Origin of the sequence: Streptomyces sp. CB02414 (assembly GCF_001905385.1) — a bacterium.
Taxonomy (GTDB): Bacteria; Actinomycetota; Actinomycetes; order Streptomycetales; family Streptomycetaceae; genus Streptomyces.
Window position 1 is genome coordinate 499,633 of the sequence record NZ_LIPF01000005.1, and the last position, 18,820, is coordinate 518,452.

Sequence of the window (18,820 nt, forward strand, 5' to 3'; positions counted from 1 at the left end):
AGACTGCTCAGTCGCGCCTCCGTACGGGGGCGGACGACACGAAAGGCACGTTGACGGGTGTTCCAGGATTCCCCCATCTACGACCGACTCGTCGCCGAACGCGGTGACGTCCCCGAGCAGGTGCGAAGGGATGCCGAGCGCGTGAGCAGGGAGCTGGAGGTGGTCATGCGCCCGTTGCGGACACCCGGTCACCTGCCCGGCGCCGAACGGCAGCCGGCCCCGGGCGCCGGCTGGCAGCGCACCGCCCTGCTGCCCGGCCCCCGCCCGAGCTGACGGACGGCCGCGCACCGCGACCTCACCCGACGGCCGCCGTACCCGGACCGTCCGCGTCCACCGGCTCCCCGGAAGCGGGGCGGGCCAGCCACTCGGCGATGGTGCGGGCGATCGGCTGACCCGTCTCCACCTCGACGAAGCCGAACTGCCCCGACTGGTTGCACTCCAGGAACCACCAGGTGCCGTCGCCGTCCTCGGCGAAGTCGAAGGCGCCGTAGGCGAGCCGCGCCGCACGGAGATAGGCGCGGACGGTCTCGGCGACGCGCGGCGGCACGTCGGCGGGCCGCCACGGCTCGGGGGACGCCGTGAAGCGGACGTCGACGATCTCTTCCGGGTCCGGGCACGCGAGGGACGCCTTCCGCGCGGCCAGCAGCTCCTCGCCGACGGCGGTGAGCCGGATGTCGGCGCGCTTGGCGACCCGGCGTTGCAGCAGTGTCGGGCCGTGGGCGACCGCGGAGAAGTCCGCCTCGGGCGGCACCCTGCTGGTCGGCACCGCCAGGGGCGGGTCCTGCGGGTGCGCGCCCGAGACGGGCTTGACCACCAGGTCCGGATAGCGCTCGGCGAACTCGCGCGCGGCCCGCGGGAACGTCGTGATCAGGGTCGCCGGCACCGGCAGCCCGCACCGCTGGGCCAGTCGCAGCTGCCAGGGCTTGTGCCGGGCCCGGTGCGCGGCGTCCGGATCGTTCATCCAGCGTGCCCCGCAGTCGCGGAGCATGCCGTACAGCGCCTGCCCGGACTCCTCGGCCAGCCACGCGGAGGGCTCGGCGGCCCGCGCGGCCGCACCGCCCGGCCTGCGCACCCAGACGGACCGCAGCCCGCCGATGCTCACCAGCCGGCCCCCCGAGGACAGATGGCCCCGGAAGGAGCCGTGCACGAACTCACCGGAGAGAGCGACGGAACCGGTGAGATCGGCGGGGTCCAGGCGGACCACCGGTACTCCCGACGCGTTCAGGTGGACGACCACCATGTCCGCGGTGACGTCCTCTTCACAGGTCAGGATCAGAACGGTCATGTGCGACGGCCCGTGTTCAGTCGTCGAAGTGAGTCTTCGACCCCGCGGTGGAGGTCGTGGTCCCGAGCTCTCTCAGCAGCGCGTGGTCACCGGCGGCCACCCGCCCGTCCAGGAGCACGTTCAACTGCAGCCCGGAGTCGTAGACGTAGGGAGTTGTCGCTTCCAACTCCACTGCGGGCCGTGCGTAGTTGAGCGCGAACGGTTGCATCGTCTCTCCCTAGTCGGTGCTGTGCCGATCAGACGACGACCCGGTCACGGCGCCGCCTGGTCCGCCGACTTCCTTCGGCTTCCAGAGACTTATACGAATCGAACGGGTGATTGGTTTCCTTACGCTGCGTAGTCATTGCGCGGACCGGCGCCCCGCCGCCGGTCCTTGACGCCCCGCCGGCCGCCGAGAGGGCCGCGCGCGGAACGCAGCGCGAGGAGCAGCACACCGACGTCGTCCAGGTAGACCGGGTCGGGCAGCAGGTCCGCCGGCAGCACCAAGTAGAGGACGGCGCCCCAGAAGACCCACCGCGGACCGGTGGGCAGCCCCGCCCGTTCCAGATCCCGCCGGGTGCGCACCAGCCGCACCAGCACGGCCACCGCCGTCGTGAGGACCGCCACCGCGAGCGTCACCGCCGCGATGATCACCCCTGTGGTCGTGTCCACCCCGCCCCTCCTCATGGTGTGCGGCAGGCACCCTGCCTTCCGGATGCCCGTTCGGGAGGCAGGCAAGTCCCCGGCGACCGGTCTCTCATCCCTGTGGCCCACTCCGGTGGCACGCCGCGGTGGACGTGCTTAGTAATGGTCAGCACACAGCGCGTGTCGCATGTCGGGGACGCAGGGCGGCCGCACCCCCACCACACGGAGAGATCATGACCACCGGATCTTCCTCACCCCGTTCGCCCGAATACGCCATATCCGCCGTGGACCTGCCCACCGGGGAGACGACCACGGCCACCGGCACGTACCCGGTGCGTGCGCCGGGGGCGCGACCCGACGCCGGGACACCGGCCGCTCGCCCCTCGGCCGCCCGCTCGCCCGCTCCCGGGGAACCGGTCCACCGGGAGCCCGACTTCGCCCCTCGGGAGCCCGTCCCGCAGCCCGCTCCCCGGGACCCCGCGCGCGAGGACGCCGCCGCGCCGCCCGAGGAGTTCGTCGCCGACCGGCCCTCCCCCCAGGCCCCCTTCGATCAGGACGCCTTCGACCCCGACGTACTCGACCGGGAAGTGTTCGACCAGGACTCCGCCGCCCACGACGACGTCATGCGTGACGAGCCGGTGCGCGAGTACGGCGACCCCGTCGGCGACCTGGTGCGCGCCGCCGTGGCCGACCGGCCGCTGGAGGAGGTCGTCGACCTCATCACCATGCTGGAGGGGTCCCCCCAGTACGCGCAGGCCACGATCGACGCGCTCCGCGCGGTCGGCGTGAACCGCTCGGTGGAGGACGTCACCCGGCTGGTCGGCCTGCTGACGCGGCCCCCGCGCAACCCGGACAGCGCGGACGAGGCGATCCGGGCCGCGGCGGAGTGCCGCTCGGTGGAGGACGTCACCCGGCTGATGGAACTGCTCCACCGCACGCCCCTGGAACCGCACTGCGGCCAGGAGGCCGTACGGGCCGCCGCCACCGGCCGCCCCGTCGAGGAACTGGTGCAGCTCATCGGCCGCCTGGCCGAGGACGGACGGGTACGCCCGGACCGGCCCGACGCCCGGCACCTGCGGGCGGCCCTGGACGGCGAGGGCGACGGCGACCGCGAGGACGAGGAACCGCCCGCCCGCCCGGCCGGACTGGCCGGTGTGTTCGCGGCGGGGGACCGCCGGGGCCGCGAACGCCGCCGGAGCGCCCGCTCGGCCCGCCGGGGCCGCGACCACGAGGAGGCACGCGCGTCCCGCGACCGCGGCCGGGACCGGAAGCACGGCGAGGAAGCGCGGCGCGACCGTGCCGCCCGCCGGGCCGACCGGGGCCCCGCCTGGCCCGTGTGGCTCACCGTCGCCGTCCTCGCCGGATGCGGCGTGGCCTACTTCCCGCTCCACCAGAACGACGCCTCGGCCCGTGCCTACGGAGTCGCCCTCGGCCTGTCCGCGCTCTGCCTGCTGCTGGCGCTGCTGCTGACCGTGCGGCCCGCCGTGCCGCTGCTCGCCGCGGCGGTCGTCGCACCGGCGGCGCTGGCCGCGGCCAAGCTCTACGGCGGCGCCACTCCCTCGTCGCGGGTGTCCCGGGCCGTGGACCTCACCCTGGCGCCCACCCGGATCGCCGTCGCGGTCGCCGTACTGGCGTCACTGGTCGCGCTGACCGCCCTGTGTGTACGGGTGGCCTCGCAGGCGCCCGCCAGGCGCCGTCCGGCCGGCCCGATGCCCCGGGCGAGCCGCCTCGCGGACTGACCGGACGGCCACCGCCCAGCCATCCCCCGCACACACCAGTGGTCCGCGCCGGGCACCCGGCGCGGACCACGGACCGTGCGCTCACACGCCCAGCATGCCCGCGGGGTGCTCGTGTTCGAGCAGGGCGGTGAGCACCCGGTGCGGAGTGAGCGGGAGTTCCCGGAAGCGGATGCCGGTGGCGTGGTGGACGGCGTTGCCGACGGCCGCCGCCGAGCCGACGATGCCGATCTCACCGATCCCCTTGCTGCCCATCGGATTGAGGTGGGCGTCCTCCTCGTCGACCCAGTACGCCTGGACGTCCGCCACGTCGGCGTGCGCGGGCACGTGGTAGGAGGCCAGGTCGGACTCGGTGAAGTCGCCGAACGCCGGATCCACCGTGCTGTCCTCGGTCAGCGCCATGCCCAGCCCCATCGTCATGCCGCCGACGAACTGGGAGCGGGCGGTACGGGCGTTGAGGATGCGCCCCGCCGCGAACACCCCCAGCAGCCTCGCCACCCGCACCTCACCGGTGACCGTGTCCACGGTGACCTCGGCGAAGTGCGCGCCGAACGCGTGCCGGGCGTACGGGCTCTCGGCGTCCGCGGTGCCGGAGGTGTCGGCGTCGGCGGCGACGCCCTCGTCGGGCAGCGGCCCCGAGTGCCCGTCGAGCCGGCCGAGCAGCCGGACGCACGCCTCGTGCACGGCCCACCCCCAGGAGGCGGTGCCGGAGGAGCCGCCGGCCATCGGCGCGAACCCGATGCCGCTGTCGGCGACTTCGACGCGTACCCGGTCCAGGGGCACGCCGAGGGCGTCGGCCGCGATCTGCGCGCAGACCGTCCGGGCGCCGGTGCCGATGTCGGTGGCGTTGACCCGGACCAGGAAGCCGCCGTCCGGCAGCGCCCGCGCCGAGGCCGTGCACGGCGACACCAGCACCGGGTACGTGGCCGCGGCCACCCCGCTGCCGGTCAGCAGCGGCCCGGCGGCGCGGGACCCCGGGCGCGGATCACGGTCCTGCCAGCCGAAGCGGCGGGCGCCCTCGCGCAGGCACTCCACCAGGTTCCGGCTGCTGAAGGGCTTGCCGCTGTCCGGTTCGGTCTCCGGCTCGTTGCGGATCCGCAGCTCCACCGGGTCGATGCCGAGCTCGGTGGCCAGTTCGTCCATCGCGGACTCCAGCGCGTACATGCCGGGGCATTCGCCGGGGGCGCGCATCCAGGACGGTGTGGGCACGTCCAGCCGGGCGACGCGGTGCGCGGTGCGCAGGGCGGGCGCGGCGTACATGACCCGGGCGGGGACGGCCGCCTGCTCCACGAACTCCTTCACCCGCGAAGTGTGCGTCGTCACCTCGTGCGTCAGGGAGGTGAGCCGGCCGTCGGCGCCGGCGCCGAGCCGCAGCCGGTGCAGGGTCGGCGCGCGGTGTCCGACGACGGCCGGCAGGTAGCGGCGCGGCAGCGCCACGGTGACCGGCCGTCCGGTCACCCGCGCCGCCATCGCGGCCAGCACCACGTCGGGGCGCGGCGTGCCCTTGGACCCGAAACCGCCGCCCACGTGCTCGGCGAGGACCGTGACCCGGTCCCCGGGCACCTCGAACATCCGGGCCAGTTCCGCGCGTACGGCGGTGGTGCCCTGGCTGGAGGAATGCGCGGTCAGCCGGCCGTCCTCCCACCACGCGGTACTGGTGTGCGGCTCCATCGGGTGGTTGTGCAGCGGCGGCACCCGGTACTCGACGTCCAGCCGCGTCCCCGACGACGCGAACGCGGCTTCGGCGTCCCCGTGTTCCGTGACGGCCGGGAACCCGCCGTTGGCCGAGTCGGGGACGTACGCCTCCGGATGGCCGGCGGTGAGCGTCACGTCGTACTCCTCCGCCTCGTACGTGACCCGCACCGCCGCGGCGCCGGCCCGCGCCGCCTCCAGCGTCTCGCCGACCACCAGGCCCACGAACCAGCCCCGGTGCGGCACGTGCGGGCTCTGCAGCACGGCCAGGGTGGGGTCCTCCGGATCGGCGAGCCGGGGCGCGTTCTCGTGTGTGAGCACCGCGAGCACGCCGGGCAGCGCGAGCGCGGGCGCGGTGTCGACGCCGGTCACCCGGCCCCGCGCCACAGCGGCCGGCACCGGCCAGGCCTGTGCCCGGCCGGGGACGTCGTACTCGGCGGCGTACCGGGCGGTGCCGGTGACCTTCTCCCGCCCCTCCCGGCGCTCGGCCGGAGCGCCCAGGACGGTTTCGGTGCCGGTCATGGGGGTCCTCCTCGTGGACGCCGGTTCAGGTGGTGGCGGGCGGCGCGAGCCGGCCCAGTACGTCCAGGGCCAGCCGGCGGGCCAGCGGCACCTTGTAGGCGTTGTCCCGCAGCGGTTCGGCGGCGGCCAGCTCCAGGTCGACGGCGTGCTCGAAGGCCGCCGTGGTGGGCGCCGCGCCCACCAGCGCGTCCTCGGCCCGCCGCGCCCGCCAGGGCCGGTGCGCCAGCGCGCCGAAGGCGATCCCGGCGCGGTCCACCACCCCGTCCGCCATGTGCAGGACGACGGCGACGGAGGCCAGGGCGAAGGCGTACGACGCCCGGTCGCGGGCCTTGCGGTACGCCGAGGGCAGCCCTGCGGTGGCGGCGGGCAGGACCACGCCGGTGATCAGCTCGCCGGGGTGGATCTCCGTGTCCCGCTCGGGGTGCATGCCGGGCAGGCGGTGGAAGTCGGCGGCGGGCACGCTCCGGGTGCCGTCGGGGCCGTGCAGCTCCACCCGGGCGTCGAGGGCGGCGAGCGCCACCGCCATGTCCGAGGGGTGGGTGGCGATGCACTGCTCGGAGTGGCCGAGCACCGCGTGGTCGCGGTGCACGCCCTGAAGGGCGCCGCAACCCGTGCCGGGCTCCCGCTTGTTGCAGGGTTTGGACAGGTCCTGGAAGTAGGGGCAGCGGGTGCGCTGCAACAGGTTGCCGCCCGTGGTGGCGGCGTTGCGCAGCTGCCCCGAGGCGCCCGCCAGCAGCGCCTGGGACAGCGCGGGGTAGCGGTCGCGGACGGCGGGATGGGCCGCCAGGTCGCTGTTGCGCACCATGGCCCCGGCCCGCAGCGAACCGTCGGGCAGTTCCTCCACGGTGTCCAGCGGCAGCCGGGTGACGTCGACGAGGGCGGCGGGCGTCTCCACGCCGAGCTTCATCAGGTCGACGAGGTTGGTGCCGCCGCCGAGGTAGCGGGCGCCGGGGTGGGCGGCGAACGCCTCGGTGGCCTCCTCGACGCTGCCGGCCCGTACGTAGGCGAAGGGCTGCACTCAGATCACGTCCTCGACCGCGTCGGCGATGCGCGGGTAGGCCCCGCACCGGCAGATGTTGCCGCTCAGCCGTTCCCGGATCTCCTCGCGGCCCAGCGGGACGGGTTCACCGGAGGGTGTCCGCGGGTCGGTGACGTGGGACGGGTGCCCGGCAGCCGCCTCGGCGAGCACGCCCACCGCGGAGCAGATCTGCCCCGGCGTGCAGTACCCGCACTGGAAGGCGTCGCGTTCCAGGAACGCCCGCTGCATCGGGTGCAGTTCCTCGCCGTCCCCGGCGAGGCCCTCGACGGTGGTGATCTCGCAGCCGTCCAGGGCGACGGCGAACAGCAGGCAGCTGTTGACGCGCCGCCCGTCCACCAGGACCGTGCAGGCGCCGCACTGCCCGTGGTCGCAGCCCTTCTTGGCACCCGCGAGACCGAGATCCTCCCGCAGCAGGTCCAGCAGTACGCGGCGGTGGTCGACGGTGAGGGTGTGCGGTTTGCCGTTGACGCGGAGCGTGGTGTCCGACCGGGACGTCGGGGGCGGGGAGGCGGGGGCGGTGCCCTCGTGCTGGCTGTCCATGGCGTCGGTGACCTTCCGGGACGGGCCGTACGGCTGTGCGGTCCGCGTATCCACCTCCCGCCGCCTGACACGTGAGGGTGCCCTCAGTCGCCCGGGGTGCCCCCCGCGCCGTCCTGGCCGGGAGGCGCCGGACGCGGTGCCCGGCCGGCGCCCCGGAACCGTTCCAGCGTGCGGGTCAGCCCCCGGAACGGGGACGCCGGCGGCTCGGACGGCGCGGGACCGGCCGGGAGGGCGCCGGCGGACTCCCGGTAGGCGGCCAGGGCCTCGGCCGCGCTCTCGGCCGCCTCCCGGTAGAGGTCCCGGGACTGCGTCATGGCCTCCAGGGCCTCGGCGTACATGGCCACCAGCTTGCGCTCACGCTCCAGTTCCTCGGCCATGGTCAGCAGCCGCCAGTCCTCCCGCAGCGCGGTGAGGGCGTCCTCCGCGTCGGCCGTCAGCGGCCGAGCCAGTGCGTCGAACGACGTCACCGCGGCGATCAGGCCGGCCGGTTCGGACCCGTCCAGGAACACGGTGCGCACGGAGAAGTCCCCGGCCTCCCAGCCGTCCGGGGCCGGAGTGCCGGGCAGCACCGCGGCACCGCCGCGCGGCACCTGGACGCCGAAGTCCTCCAGCGCCCAGTTCACCACCCGCAGCTGCTGGGGTGCGGCGCGGTGCTCGACCACGCGGTGCCGCAGGCCGGGCGGCAGCCGGTCCGCCAGCGGCACCCGGCCCCGGTGGTCCGGGGTCATCGCCTCGTGCACGACGACGTGGATGTTCCACGGACTGCGCCCGGCCTCCTTGAGCAGCCGGCGTACGGCCTTGTCGTCGTCCGGGAGGGTGTTGATGCCCCGCAGCCGCAGACCCGTGGCGATGTCCCGGTCCCAGGTGACGTCCGGGTCGTCGGGCCAGAACACGGTGGCGGGGGAGGGCCAGGCGTTGTCCCAGGCCGCCTCGGCCTCCGCCAGCAGCGTCCACTCCTGCCCGCCGGCCGACGGGGTCGCCAGGATCAGCCTGGCCCGCACGGTGACGGGACCCGGCGCCTTCCAGCGGGCCTCGAAGACCCGGACACCGGCGGTCTGCTCCGGAGACTCGTCGGGCAGTTCCAGGAAGTCGTCGACGACACGGCCGTCCTTCAGCCGCTGGAGGTGGTCCCGGACGGTGTCCTCGGCCGCGGATCCGACGTGGCGGCCGCGGACGGACCACAGCGTGGGCGGAGTCGAGGGGCGGGCGGCGGAAGAGGTCGGCATGAGTCCATCGGGAAGCAGGGGCACGGACGAAGGCAATTATCGTCGCCGCAGGTCAGCCGAGAGCACCCGGGGTCCGCCGACCGGGCGTCACTCGTCCGGTGACGCGCGCCGTCGGTCGGCCTCGTCCCAGGCCCGCGTGTCGCGGGGCTCGACGTAGGGCTCCTCGTCCGGCGGATGGCCCCCGTCGATCACCCGTTGCCTCGCCAGCTCGGCGTCGAACTCCAGGCCGAAGAGGATGGCCAGGTTCGTCACCCACAGCCACACCAGGAAGATGATGACGCCCGCCAGGGTGCCGTACGTCTTGTTGTACGAGCCGAAGTTCGCCACGTAGAAGGCGAAGCCCACGGAAGCCACCAGCCAGATCAGCAGGGCGAGCAGGCTGCCCGGCGTGATCCACTTGAAGCCCTTGACCCGCGCGTTGGGGGTGGCCCAGTACAGGATCGCGATCATCAGGGTGACGAGCAGGACGAGCACCGGCCACTTGGCGTACGTCCACACCGTCATCGCGGTGTCGCCGACCCCGAGCGCGGTGCCCGCCTGCTGGGCCAGGCTGCCGGTGAAGACGACGATGAGCGCGCTGATCACGGCGAGCACCAGCAGCACCACGGTGAGCGCCACCCGCAGCGGCAGCACCTTCCACACGGGGCGACCCTCGGGCACGTCGTACACCGCGTTCGCGGCGCGGATGAACGCGGCCACGTAGCCGGACGCGGACCAGATCGCGCCGACCAGGCCGACCACCGCGAGCACGGAACCCAGGCCGGCCTTGGCCTGCAACTGTTCCACCGCGTTGGTGATGACGTCCCGCGCGGCGCCGGGCGCGAGCTTCTGGATGTTGTCCAGGACCTCCTGGGTGGCCGACTGCCCGGCGATCCCGAGCAGGGAGACCAGTACCAGCAGGGCCGGGAAGAGCGAGAGGATCCCGTAGTAGGTGAGGGCGGCGGCGCGGTCGCTCAGCTCGTCGTCCTTGAACTCGGAGGCCGTGCGCCGCAACAGCGCGGACCACGAGCGTTTCGGCAGCCCGGTGGGGGAATCGGGCGCGGCACGCTCGGTGGCGGCGTCCGGACCGTAGTCCCCGGACTCGGTCCGGTCCGGCGCGCGGTCCGCGTCCGCCGTGCCGTCCTTGGCGTGCGCCCCGCGACGGGGGAGATGAGGTCGGTCCATGGCCCCCGGGTTGCCCGCCACGCCGTACCCAAGCACTCGGGCACCCGTACGCGGGAAACGTGCCGGGCGCGCGGGCCGCACCCGGGACCGGCCCCGTTCACCCGTGGTCCGGCGGGGCGCGCCGTCCGCACAATGGCGTCGCGGACAGGCCCGCCCGCCATCCGCGTCGGGGCGGGCCTGCCCGCACCACTCCCGTCCACCGGGCCGCCGCACGGCCGAAACACCGCAGTATGCCGCAGCGCGCGCACGTTCCTCTGGAAAATGCCAAAGCGCTCACCGGATGCGTGCACTTTCCGTAGTCTCGGCGTCACGTTCGCGGTACAGCCGTGCGGGGAGAGGGGATCCGGCGTGCCCGGAATCGACGAGAGTCTGGTGGAAGCCATGCGGCTGCCCGGGGTGCGGGGCGCGTCGCTGGTCGACTGGATCAGCGGACTCGCCCTGGGCGCCGTCGGCGACGCGCCGGGCGGTGACTGGGAGGCGACCGCGGCGGAGACCGCCGAACTGGCCCGGCACGTCGCGGAGCACGGTTCCCTGGGCGCCGGCGGCGCCGCCGGGCCGGACAAGGAACCGGCGGTCGAGGACCTGATCGCCACCACCGCCGGCTCCTACCACCTGCTCCGGTTCGTCAGCACCCCCTTCGACAGCACCGTCTTCCTCCACCTGTGGCTGGACCGGGGCGACGGAAACCTCGCCCTGGCCCGCATCCGGCTGGCCGAGATGGCGGACCGTCTGGTCCTCGGGTGACGAAGGTGACCAGAGTGACGACCACGTGGACCGCGCACGAGACGACGTCGGCGGCGCTGCGGGCGCTCGCGGCCGAGGGCGCGACCGGTGCCCTCTCCGGCGAGCGGGGCATCGTCTACCTGTCCGCGGGCCGCGTCGTGCAGGTGGAGTCCGCCTTCACCCCGGACCTCGGGGCGCTGCTCACCCGCAGTGGCGCCGTCGCGCCGGACGGCTGGTGGGACGCGGTCGACCGGGGCGGAACCCAGCACCGGGTCGGACACCGGCTCGTGGACAGCGGCCGGCTCGCCGCCGGGGCGCTGGAGGTCTGCCACCTGGGCGCGCTGTTCGACGCCGCGTACTTCGTCCTCGCCCACGACACGCGCGCCCACCGCTTCCGGCCCGGCGCCGTGCACTGGCTCGGCGCGGTCCGGTCCGTGCCCGTGGACGTCGTGGTCCGCGAGACCGGACGCCGGCGCGCCCTGCTGGACCGCATCTGGCCGGACGCCGCCATCGACACCGCCCCCCTCACCCGGGTGTCCGACGCCCGCGCCGCGGCTCTGCCGGTGCGGCGCAGCCGGGCCCTGACGCAGGTCGACGGCGTCCGCACCGCCGCCGAGATCGCCTCGGCGCTCGCCTGCCGCACGTACCACACCCTCGTCGAACTGCGCCGCCTGGCCGCCGCCGGTCTCGTCACCCCGGCGCCGCCCGCGCCCGCACCGTCCTCCCCGGCGGCCGACCCGGACGGGGTCGTGTGGGACGACCCGGACACCGCCCTGCTGCGACGGCTCCGAGACGCCCTGGAGGCCCTGTGATCCGCGCGCGCCGTCAGCGTGCCGAAAGGAGACTGCTCATGGCCGTCGAGAGCGACGTGCTGGACGAACTGCACCGACTGCGTAACCGCGTGCCCCAGCTGACCGGCTCGCTCGCGGCCACGGTCGACGGACTCGTCCTGGCCCACGACGCGCCGGAGACCGAACCCGAGGGGCTCGCCGCGCTCACCGCCGCCGCCCTCGGCGTCGCGCACCGCATGGCCGAGGCCACCGCGCGCGGCGGCTTCCGCGAGCTGCTGCTGCGCGGGGCGGACGGCTATGTCGCCACCTACGCCGCCGGTCCGGCCGCCGTGCTCACCCTGCTCGCCGACGGCCGGGTGAACGTGGGCCGGCTGCACCTGGAGGGCCGGCGCAGCGGCGCGCGGATCGGGGAGCTGGTCGCCGACCGCATCGGCCAGGACCGCGCCCGCACCGCGCCCGCCGAGCGCGTCACCCCCGCGGCCGCGGAGACGGACCGCCCCATCGGGACCCTGCCGGTACGCACCCCGCAGCGGCCCGCACACCGACCCAGCCCGCAGGCCGGCGGCCACCGCCGGCCGACCTGATCAACCGATCACATACCGAATCACGCACTGATCACGTCCGGAAAGGAACCACGCATGGCCAACCTGGAGACCTCGCTCAAGGAATGCCTCAGCGCCATCGACGGAGCGTCGGCCGCCGCACTGGTCGACTACACCAGCGGCATGGCCCTCGGCACCCTGGGCGGCACCAAGGAGTTCAACCTGGAGGTGGCCGCCGCCGGCAACACCGACGTCGTGCGCGCCAAGCTCCGCACCATGGAACTGCTCGGCCTGAACGAGGAGATCGAGGACATCCTCATCACCCTGAACAGCCAGTACCACATGATCCGCCTGCTCAAGGGCCGCGGCGGCAACGGGCTGTTCCTCTACCTGGTGCTCGACGCGAGCCGCGCCAACCTGGCGATGGCCCGCCACCAGCTGCGCCGGATCGAGAGCGAACTGGAGGTCTGAGCCCGGACGCACGGCGCGCCCGGACCGACAGGCGTGGGCCCGGGACGAGAGGAGTCCTCTCGTCCCGGGCCCACGCCCGCGCACTCCCGGACGGCTCAGGCGCCGCTCTCCCGGAGCATGTCCTCGCGCTCGACGAGCTTCACGCGCTCGCGGCCCTGCGGCTCGCCCAGCGCCTTCTCCGCGGCGTCGAGCTTGTACCAGCCGTCCCAGGTGGTGAAGCGGACGTTCCGCTCGGCGAGGAACGCGTCCACCGCCTCCGGCTCCGGCGCGGCGGGCGTCTGCAGCCGGCCGCCCGCGTAGTCCGCCAGCAGGTTGGCGACCGTCTCGTTGGCGTCGCCCTTGGTGTGGCCGATCAGGCCGACCGGCCCGCGCCGGATCCAGCCGGTGACGTACGTCGACCGCAGGTGCTCGCCGGACTCCTGGATGACGCGTCCGCCCTCGTCCGGGACCGTGCCCGAGTCGATGTCCCAGGGGAGCTTGGGCAGCTGGTCGGAGAGGTAGCCCACGGCCCGGTAGACCGCCTGGACGTCCCAGTCCTTGAACTCGCCGGTGCCCTTGACGTTGCCGGTGCCGTCCAGCGCGGTGCGCTCGGTGCGCAGGCCGACGACCTTGCCGTCCTCGCCGAGGATCTCCGAGGGCGACTCGAAGAAGTGCAGGAACAGCTTGTGCGGCCGGTCGCCGACGTCGCGGATCGCCCAGTTCTCCAGGGTCTTGGCGACCATGTCGGCCTGCTTGTTGCCGCGCCGGGTGGCGATCGAGCCGTCGTCGTAGTCGATGTCCTCGGGGTCGACGATGACCTCGATGTTGGGGGAGTGGTCCAGCTCGCGCAGCTCCATCGGGCTGAACTTCGCCTGCGCCGGGCCGCGCCGGCCGAAGACGTGGACCTCGAGCGCCTTGTTGGCCTTCAGACCCTCGTAGACGTTCGGCGGGATCTCGGTCGGCAGCAGCTCGTCGGCCGTCTTGGCGAGGACGCGCGCGATGTCCAGGGCCACGTTGCCGACACCGAGGACGGCGACCTTCTCCGCCTCCAGCGGCCAGGTGCGCGGGAAGTCGGGGTGGCCGTCGTACCAGGCGACGAAATCGGCGGCACCGTAGGAGCCGTCGAGCTCGATTCCGGGGATCGGCAGCGCCCGGTCCGCCGTGGCGCCCGTGGCGAAGATCACGCCGTCGTAGAAGGCGCGCAGGTCGTCCAGGCTGATGTCGGTCGGGTAGTCGACGTTGCCGAAGAGACGGATCTGCGGCTTGTCGAGCACCTGGTGCAGGGCGGTGATGATGCCCTTGATCCGCGGGTGGTCGGGGGCGACGCCGTACCGGATCAGTCCGAACGGGGCGGGCATGCGCTCGAAGATGTCGATGGACACACCGGGGTCGGCGGCCACCTCGGACTTGAGCAGGGCGTCGGCGGCGTAGATCCCGGCCGGGCCGGATCCGACGATGGCTACCCGCAGAGGGCGGGGCATGTTCAGGTTCCCTTCGAGCGGTGACAGATCGACTCTTGGGGAAGCCTAAGCTAAGGCAAGCCTAAGTCGGTACGCGGGTCCGGTCTATGAGCCCATAAGTCGATCTTATGGGATGTCATGGCCTGACTTTGCCCCGGGCTCCGGGCCGGGGTTTGAACCCCCGGTCACGGGTGACCAAGGCGTGAGGCAGGCGATCGCGTCCACCTCACGAGGGGAGCCCCCGGTGCACCGTCCGGACGACCACCCGGATCCGAACCGGTGGCGGGCCCTGTGGGTGACGCTGGTCGCCGGTTTCATGACCCTGCTGGACGTCACGATCGTCGCGGTCGCCCTGCCGTCCATGCAACGGGACCTGCACGCCTCGGCGGCGTCGGTGCAGTGGGTCGTGTCCGGCTACGCCCTCGCGTTCGCCCTGACGCTGGTCACCGCCGGCCGGGTCGGCGACACGTTCGGCAGGCGCCGTGTCTTCCTCGTCGCACTGGCCGCCTTCGTCGTCTTCAGCGCCGCGGCCGGGGCCGCGCCCGGTATCGAACTCCTGGTCGTCGCGCGGCTCGCCCAGGGCGTCGCCGCGGGCAGCATCGCGCCGCAGAACTCGGCGCTCATCCAGCAACTGTTCCGGGGCGCGGAGCGCGGCCGCGCCTTCGGGCTCTTCGGCGCCACCGTCGGCGTCTCCAGCGCGGTGGGGCCGGTCGTCGGCGGACTGATCCTGGCCCTGGCGGGCTCCGGGGGCTGGCGCTGGATCTTCTACGTCAACGTGCCGGTCGGCGCCCTCGCCCTCGTGCTCGGCCTCCGCCTCCTGCCCCGGGTCGCCCCCGGCGGCCGGGGGCGGCTGGACCCCGTGGGCGTGGTGCTCCTGGGCGCCGGCATCCTGGCTTTGATGCTGCCGCTGGTGCTCGCCGAGGGCGGCGGGGTCGCCCGGGTGTGGTGGCTCTTCCCGGCGGGGCTGTTCCTCCTGGCCGCCTTCGCGCGCTGGGAACGGCGGATCGCCCGCCGGGGCGGGGAGCCGCTGCTCGATCCCGGTCTGCTCACCGAGACCCGCGGCTACGCCACCGGCGCGGGCCTGGCCGCCCTGTACTTCGTCGGGTTCAGCGGCGTGTGGCTGGTCTTCGCGCTCTTCTTCCAGAACGGCCTCGGCTACTCGCCGCTCATGTCCGGCCTGGCGGTGACCCCGTTCGCCGTGGGCTCCGCCACCGCCGCGGCCGTGGCGGGCCGGCTGGTCGAGCGGCTGGGGCGGCTGCTGACGGTCTGGGGACTGGTGGCCGTCATGGCGGGGCTGGGCACCACCGCCGTGGTGCTGTGGCTCGCGCCGTCCGACCGGGCCGTGTGGTTCGCGGCCCCGGCCCTGCTGGTCGGCGGCCTGGGCAGCGGCTGCGTGATCTCCCCGAACATCACCATGACGCTGCGGGACGTCCCGGTGCGGATGGCGGGCGCCGCCGGGGGCGCCCTGCAGACGGGCCAGCGGCTGGGCGGCGCCGTCGGCACCGCCGCGCTGCCGGGGCTCTTCTACCTGACGCTGAACGCCACCGACGACGACTACCACCAAGCGGTGGCCCTGTCGGTCGGCTCCGCTGTCGCCGCCATGCTGTGCGCGCTGACCGTCGCGGTCCTCGACTGGCGGCGGGACCGCGCGGGCCGCGCCGGACGCTGCCCGCCCGAGCGGTCCCACAGCCACACCCACGCGGGCCAGGGCTGAAGCGCCGCCCCGGTGGAGCGGCCGCTCAGCGCCGCTTGCCGAACTTCCGCAGCCTCTGCTGGGCCTGGGCACGCCGGCGCGGGTCCGCCGCCGCCCTGCGCACCTGCTCCGTCGCCCGGCGGCCCTGCGGGCTGCGCGCGAACCGCTTGATCCGGTCCAGTACTCCGGCCATGACGTTCCTCCGAGTCGACGACGGGTCTTTCCTGTCCGACCGCCTACCCCGGGCTCGCCCGCTCACCCCGCGGGCCGTCGCCGGGTTTGACCCGGCCGCGCCGGGCGACCCGCAGGGGCAGACAGGACATCGCAGCGAACGCGAGAGGTGAACCACTGTGGCCGGCAACCAGAAGTCCAAGGCCAAGATGGAACAGGCCAAGGGGAAGGCCAAGGAAGCGGCCGGCCGGGCCGTCGGCAACGAGCGCATGACGGCCGAGGGCCGCGCCGAGCAGTCCAAGGGCGACGCCCGGCAGGCCAAGGAGAAGGGCAAGGACACGTTCCGCCACTGACACCGGAAGGCGCGCCGCGCCGTCTCGACCCGGGGCACCCCGGGTCGAGACCCTCGTGCGCGCCCCGTCAGGGCACCGGCTGTTCCGCCCAGATGACCTTGCCGGCCGGCGTGTACCGCGTACCCCAGCGTTCGGCGAGCTGTGCGACGAGGAAGAGACCGCGCCCGCCCTCGTCCGTCATGGCGGCGTAGCGCAGGTGCGGCGAGGTGCTGCTGCTGTCGAACACCTCGCAGATCAGGCTCCGGTCCTGCACCATCCGGACCTGGACGGTCTCCCCGCCGTACCGGATCGCGTTGGTGACCAGCTCGCTGAGGATCAGCTCGGTCGTGAACGCCAGCTCGTCCAGCCCCCACTCGGCCAGCCGCCGGGTGACCTGGGAGCGGATCTCGCCGACCGCCGCCGGGTCGTTCGGGACCTGCCATTCGGCGACCCGGTCGGGGCCGAGCGCGTGGGTGCGGGCGACGAGCAGGGCGATGTCGTCGCCCGGCCGGTCCGGGAGCCGGGCGTCGAGGACGGTCCGGCAGGTCTCCTCCGGCGACGGACCGGCCGTCTCCAGCGCCCGGCGCAGATGCTCCAGGCCGACGTCGATGTCGTGTTCCCGCGTCTCGACCAGCCCGTCGGTGTACAGCACCAGCCGGCTCCCCTCCGCCAGGCGCAGCTCGGTCGTCTCGAACGGCAGGCCGCCCAGGCCCAGCGGCGGCCCGGCGGGCACCTCAGGGAACTCCACGGTGCCGTCGGGCCGGATCAGCGCCGGCGGCGGATGACCCGCGCGGGCCAGCACACAGACCCGGGAGACGGGGTCGTAGACGGCGTAGAGGCAGGTCGCGCCGGTGACCGGGGCACTGTCGTCGGCCGCCTCGTCCTGGTCGATGCGGCCGACCAGTTCGTCGAGCAGGCCGAGCAGTTCGTCGGGCGGCAGGTCGAGCGACGTGAAGTTGTGCACCGCCGTCCGCAGCCGCCCCATGGTGGCCGCCGCGTGCAGCCCGTGCCCGACGACGTCGCCCACCACGAGCGCCACCCGCGCCCCCGACAGCGGCAGTACGTCGAACCAGTCGCCGCCGACCCCGGCCTGCGCCGGCAGGTACCGGTAGGCGACGTCCAGGGCGTTCTGCTCGGGCATGCGGCGCGGCAGCAGACTGCGCTGGAGGGTGACCGCCATGCTGTGCTCGCGGGTGTAGCGGCGCGCGTTGTCGATCGAGACCGCGGCCCGCGCGACCAGTTCCTCGGCGAGCGTCAGCTCGTCCTCGTCGAACGGCCCGGGTTTCTCCGCACGCCAGAAGCTGACCACCCCGAGCACCAGGGTGCCCGCCCGCAGCGGCACGGTGATCAGCGAGTGGACGCCGTACTCCACCACCTGCGCGGAGCGTTCCAGGTCCTGTGCCTGCCAGCCCGGCGCCTCGTCCAGCCGGGGTTCGAGCACGGGGCGGCCCGTCTCCAGGGAACGGCCCTGCGGGGAGGAGGCCACGAAGCGGAGTTGCCGGCCCACCGGGTAGAGCGGGACCTCCTCGCGGATGCCGCTGAGCGCGGCGCGGCTCAGCGGGGTCGCGCTCCCCGGCTGACCGCCGGCCAGCACGGCGTCGTACAGGTCGACGCTGACGTAGTCCGCGAACCGGGGCACGGCCAGCTCCGCCAGCTCCTCGGCGGTGCGGGTGACGTCCAGGCTGGTGCCGATGCCCACACCGGCGGCGTACAGGATCTCCAGGCGTTCGCGGGCGGTCTCGGCCCGTCCGGACAGCGCCCGCAGCTCCGTCGAGTCCCGGAGCGTGGTGACGCTTCCGGCGGGGCCGCCGCGGATGTCCGTGGGGCGCTGGTTGACCGCCAGCAGCCGGTCCCCGACCAGGTGCACCTCGTCGGTGGCGACCCGGCCGGAGGCCAGCAGCTCCGCGGTGTCGTCCGGGAGGCCGAGTTCGCCGACCTGCCGTCCCTCGGCGTCGGCGGGCAGGTCGAGCAGGCGCTGCGCCTCGTCGTTGGCGAGCAGCAGCCGGCCGTCGGGGCCGACGATGAGCACGCCCTCCCGGACGCTGTGGAGGACGGCGTCGTGGTGTTCGTACATCCGGGTCATCTCGTGCGGCCCCAGGCCGTGCGTCTGGCGCAGCAGCCGCCGACTGACCAGCGCGGTGCCCGCCGTCGCCAGGGCCAGGCCGACGCCCGCCACGATCAGCACCAGCGGCAGCTGCCGCTCGGCGGCGCCGCCCACGTTCTCCGTCGTGATGCCGGCCGACACCAGGCCCACCACCTCGCCGTCCGGCGCCTCGACGGGCACGACGGCCTGCACCAGCGGGCCGATGGTCCCGTCGACCTGCTCGGTCACCGTCTCCCCGTTCAGCGCGGGGGCGATGGTGCCCACGAATTCCTTGCCGATGCGGTCGGGCTTGGGATGGGTGTAGCGGATGCCGTCGGTGTTCATGACGACGACGAAGTCCACGCCCGTCGCCCGGCGCACGGCCTCGGCCCGGGGCTGGAGCACGGCCGTGGGGTCGGGGCTGCGCAGGGCCTCACGGATGCCGGGGGAGTTGGCGAACGTCGAGGCCACGGCGACGGACCGGTTGCGGGCCTCCACCTCGCTGTCGTGCCGCACCTGGAGCACCAGCGCCACCGCGGCCGCCACCACGAGCAGCAGCACGATGAACACGTTCATGGCGAAGACCTGGCCGGCGACGCTGCGCCCGGACAGCGCGGAGCGCAGCGCCGCCGCGCGTCCTCGCCGTCCCGCCCCTCGCCGTGACCGGTCCGCGTCCCGCCGGACCCGGGCGAGCGAACCGCTGGGACGACGGGGTGACCGCTCTCCCGATCGACCCATCAGTCGGAC

The 18,820-nt window shown here is 74.3% G+C and carries 19 protein-coding genes; 8 read left to right on the top strand and 11 right to left on the bottom strand.

The genetic code is table 11. The features are described 5' to 3' along the window. Positions 1–57 precede the first annotated feature (57 nt). Positions 58–273 (top strand): hypothetical protein, encoded by a 216-nt coding sequence (locus AMK11_RS19370; protein WP_073728772.1) that lies wholly within the window; start codon positions 58–60, stop codon positions 271–273. Positions 274–295: 22 nt separating this feature from the next. Here AMK11_RS19370 and tgmB read toward each other — a convergent pair whose 3' ends face one another. The 3 genes from tgmB to AMK11_RS19385 form a co-directional block, all read right to left on the bottom strand. Further along, complete coding sequence (tgmB, locus tag AMK11_RS19375; protein ID WP_073728774.1) at positions 296–1,285, bottom strand: ATP-grasp ribosomal peptide maturase; 990 nt, start codon at positions 1,283–1,285, stop codon at positions 296–298. Between the two features lie 16 nt (positions 1,286–1,301). Beyond that, complete coding sequence (gene tgmA / locus AMK11_RS19380) at positions 1,302–1,493, bottom strand: putative ATP-grasp-modified RiPP (protein ID WP_073728776.1); 192 nt, start codon at positions 1,491–1,493, stop codon at positions 1,302–1,304. 119 nt (positions 1,494–1,612) lie between these two features. Next, positions 1,613–1,936 (bottom strand): DUF1232 domain-containing protein, encoded by a 324-nt coding sequence (locus AMK11_RS19385; RefSeq protein WP_073728778.1) that lies wholly within the window; start codon positions 1,934–1,936, stop codon positions 1,613–1,615. Between the two features lie 206 nt (positions 1,937–2,142). On the opposite strand from AMK11_RS19385, the gene AMK11_RS38580 reads away from it, so the two are divergent. Further along, on the top strand, positions 2,143–3,648 hold the full coding sequence (locus AMK11_RS38580; RefSeq protein ID WP_107429703.1) for a hypothetical protein: 1,506 nt from the start codon (positions 2,143–2,145) through the stop codon (positions 3,646–3,648). An 81-nt stretch (positions 3,649–3,729) separates the two neighbouring features. On the opposite strand, the gene AMK11_RS19395 is transcribed toward AMK11_RS38580, so the two are convergent. From AMK11_RS19395 to AMK11_RS19415, 5 genes are all read right to left on the bottom strand, one after another. Beyond that, positions 3,730–5,859: a xanthine dehydrogenase family protein molybdopterin-binding subunit gene (locus AMK11_RS19395; RefSeq protein WP_073728780.1), complete on the bottom strand. Its 2,130-nt coding sequence runs from the start codon at positions 5,857–5,859 to the stop codon at positions 3,730–3,732. 25 nt (positions 5,860–5,884) lie between these two features. Then, a complete protein-coding gene (locus AMK11_RS19400) occupies positions 5,885–6,877 on the bottom strand; it encodes an FAD binding domain-containing protein (RefSeq protein ID WP_073728782.1) in 993 nt (330 codons plus the stop codon). Beyond that, positions 6,878–7,438, bottom strand: coding sequence for a (2Fe-2S)-binding protein (locus AMK11_RS19405; RefSeq protein WP_073729083.1), 561 nt, complete (start codon positions 7,436–7,438; stop codon positions 6,878–6,880). Positions 7,439–7,521: 83 nt separating this feature from the next. Next, positions 7,522–8,664, bottom strand: a complete 1,143-nt coding sequence (locus AMK11_RS19410) for a hypothetical protein (RefSeq protein ID WP_079187537.1) — start codon at positions 8,662–8,664, stop codon at positions 7,522–7,524. 87 nt (positions 8,665–8,751) lie between these two features. Continuing rightward, a complete protein-coding gene (locus tag AMK11_RS19415) occupies positions 8,752–9,828 on the bottom strand; it encodes a YihY/virulence factor BrkB family protein (RefSeq protein ID WP_073729085.1) in 1,077 nt (358 codons plus the stop codon). Positions 9,829–10,176: 348 nt separating this feature from the next. Here AMK11_RS19415 and AMK11_RS19420 point away from each other — a divergent pair, with 348 nt between their 5' ends. From AMK11_RS19420 to AMK11_RS19435, 4 genes are read left to right on the top strand one after another with little or no spacing between them, the layout of a single operon-like run. Further along, positions 10,177–10,572, top strand: coding sequence for a hypothetical protein (locus tag AMK11_RS19420; RefSeq protein WP_073728786.1), 396 nt, complete (start codon positions 10,177–10,179; stop codon positions 10,570–10,572). A 14-nt stretch (positions 10,573–10,586) separates the two neighbouring features. Continuing rightward, complete coding sequence (locus AMK11_RS19425) at positions 10,587–11,363, top strand: hypothetical protein (protein WP_073728788.1); 777 nt, start codon at positions 10,587–10,589, stop codon at positions 11,361–11,363. A 38-nt stretch (positions 11,364–11,401) separates the two neighbouring features. After that, positions 11,402–11,926 carry a roadblock/LC7 domain-containing protein gene (locus AMK11_RS19430; protein ID WP_073728790.1) on the top strand — a complete coding sequence of 175 codons (525 nt, stop codon included), beginning with the start codon at positions 11,402–11,404 and terminating at the stop codon, positions 11,924–11,926. Positions 11,927–11,980: 54 nt separating this feature from the next. Further along, a complete protein-coding gene (locus AMK11_RS19435; protein ID WP_073728792.1) occupies positions 11,981–12,355 on the top strand; it encodes a hypothetical protein in 375 nt (124 codons plus the stop codon). Between the two features lie 95 nt (positions 12,356–12,450). On the opposite strand, the gene AMK11_RS19440 is transcribed toward AMK11_RS19435, so the two are convergent. Further along, positions 12,451–13,815 carry an FAD-dependent oxidoreductase gene (locus AMK11_RS19440; protein ID WP_073728794.1) on the bottom strand — a complete coding sequence of 455 codons (1,365 nt, stop codon included), beginning with the start codon at positions 13,813–13,815 and terminating at the stop codon, positions 12,451–12,453. Positions 13,816–14,038: 223 nt separating this feature from the next. Between AMK11_RS19440 and AMK11_RS19445 the strand changes: the two genes are divergently transcribed. After that, positions 14,039–15,508, top strand: coding sequence for an MFS transporter (locus AMK11_RS19445; protein WP_073728796.1), 1,470 nt, complete (start codon positions 14,039–14,041; stop codon positions 15,506–15,508). A 25-nt stretch (positions 15,509–15,533) separates the two neighbouring features. Here the strand turns inward: AMK11_RS19445 and AMK11_RS37455 are convergent, their stop codons facing one another. After that, entirely contained in the window at positions 15,534–15,680 is a 147-nt protein-coding gene (locus AMK11_RS37455) for a hypothetical protein (protein WP_198941405.1), read from the bottom strand. A gap of 157 nt (positions 15,681–15,837) precedes the next feature. Between AMK11_RS37455 and AMK11_RS19450 the strand changes: the two genes are divergently transcribed. Then, positions 15,838–16,011 carry a CsbD family protein gene (locus tag AMK11_RS19450; protein ID WP_073728798.1) on the top strand — a complete coding sequence of 58 codons (174 nt, stop codon included), beginning with the start codon at positions 15,838–15,840 and terminating at the stop codon, positions 16,009–16,011. Between the two features lie 67 nt (positions 16,012–16,078). Here AMK11_RS19450 and AMK11_RS19455 read toward each other — a convergent pair whose 3' ends face one another. Further along, positions 16,079–18,811, bottom strand: a complete 2,733-nt coding sequence (locus AMK11_RS19455) for a SpoIIE family protein phosphatase/ATP-binding protein (protein WP_073728800.1) — start codon at positions 18,809–18,811, stop codon at positions 16,079–16,081. Positions 18,812–18,820: the final 9 nt, after the last annotated feature.

Coding starts and splice junctions, on each gene's coding strand:
- tgmB (WP_073728774.1), bottom strand. CDS start 1,285: ATGACCGTTCTGATCCTGACCTGTGAAGAGGACGTCACCGCGGACATG.
- tgmA (WP_073728776.1), bottom strand. CDS start 1,493: ATGCAACCGTTCGCGCTCAACTACGCACGGCCCGCAGTGGAGTTGGAA.
- AMK11_RS38580 (WP_107429703.1), top strand. CDS start 2,143: ATGACCACCGGATCTTCCTCACCCCGTTCGCCCGAATACGCCATATCC.
- AMK11_RS19395 (WP_073728780.1), bottom strand. CDS start 5,859: ATGACCGGCACCGAAACCGTCCTGGGCGCTCCGGCCGAGCGCCGGGAG.
- AMK11_RS19405 (WP_073729083.1), bottom strand. CDS start 7,438: ATGGACAGCCAGCACGAGGGCACCGCCCCCGCCTCCCCGCCCCCGACG.
- AMK11_RS19410 (WP_079187537.1), bottom strand. CDS start 8,664: ATGCCGACCTCTTCCGCCGCCCGCCCCTCGACTCCGCCCACGCTGTGG.
- AMK11_RS19415 (WP_073729085.1), bottom strand. CDS start 9,828: ATGGACCGACCTCATCTCCCCCGTCGCGGGGCGCACGCCAAGGACGGC.
- AMK11_RS19430 (WP_073728790.1), top strand. CDS start 11,402: ATGGCCGTCGAGAGCGACGTGCTGGACGAACTGCACCGACTGCGTAAC.
- AMK11_RS19435 (WP_073728792.1), top strand. CDS start 11,981: ATGGCCAACCTGGAGACCTCGCTCAAGGAATGCCTCAGCGCCATCGAC.
- AMK11_RS19440 (WP_073728794.1), bottom strand. CDS start 13,815: ATGCCCCGCCCTCTGCGGGTAGCCATCGTCGGATCCGGCCCGGCCGGG.
- AMK11_RS37455 (WP_198941405.1), bottom strand. CDS start 15,680: ATGGCCGGAGTACTGGACCGGATCAAGCGGTTCGCGCGCAGCCCGCAG.
- AMK11_RS19455 (WP_073728800.1), bottom strand. CDS start 18,811: ATGGGTCGATCGGGAGAGCGGTCACCCCGTCGTCCCAGCGGTTCGCTC.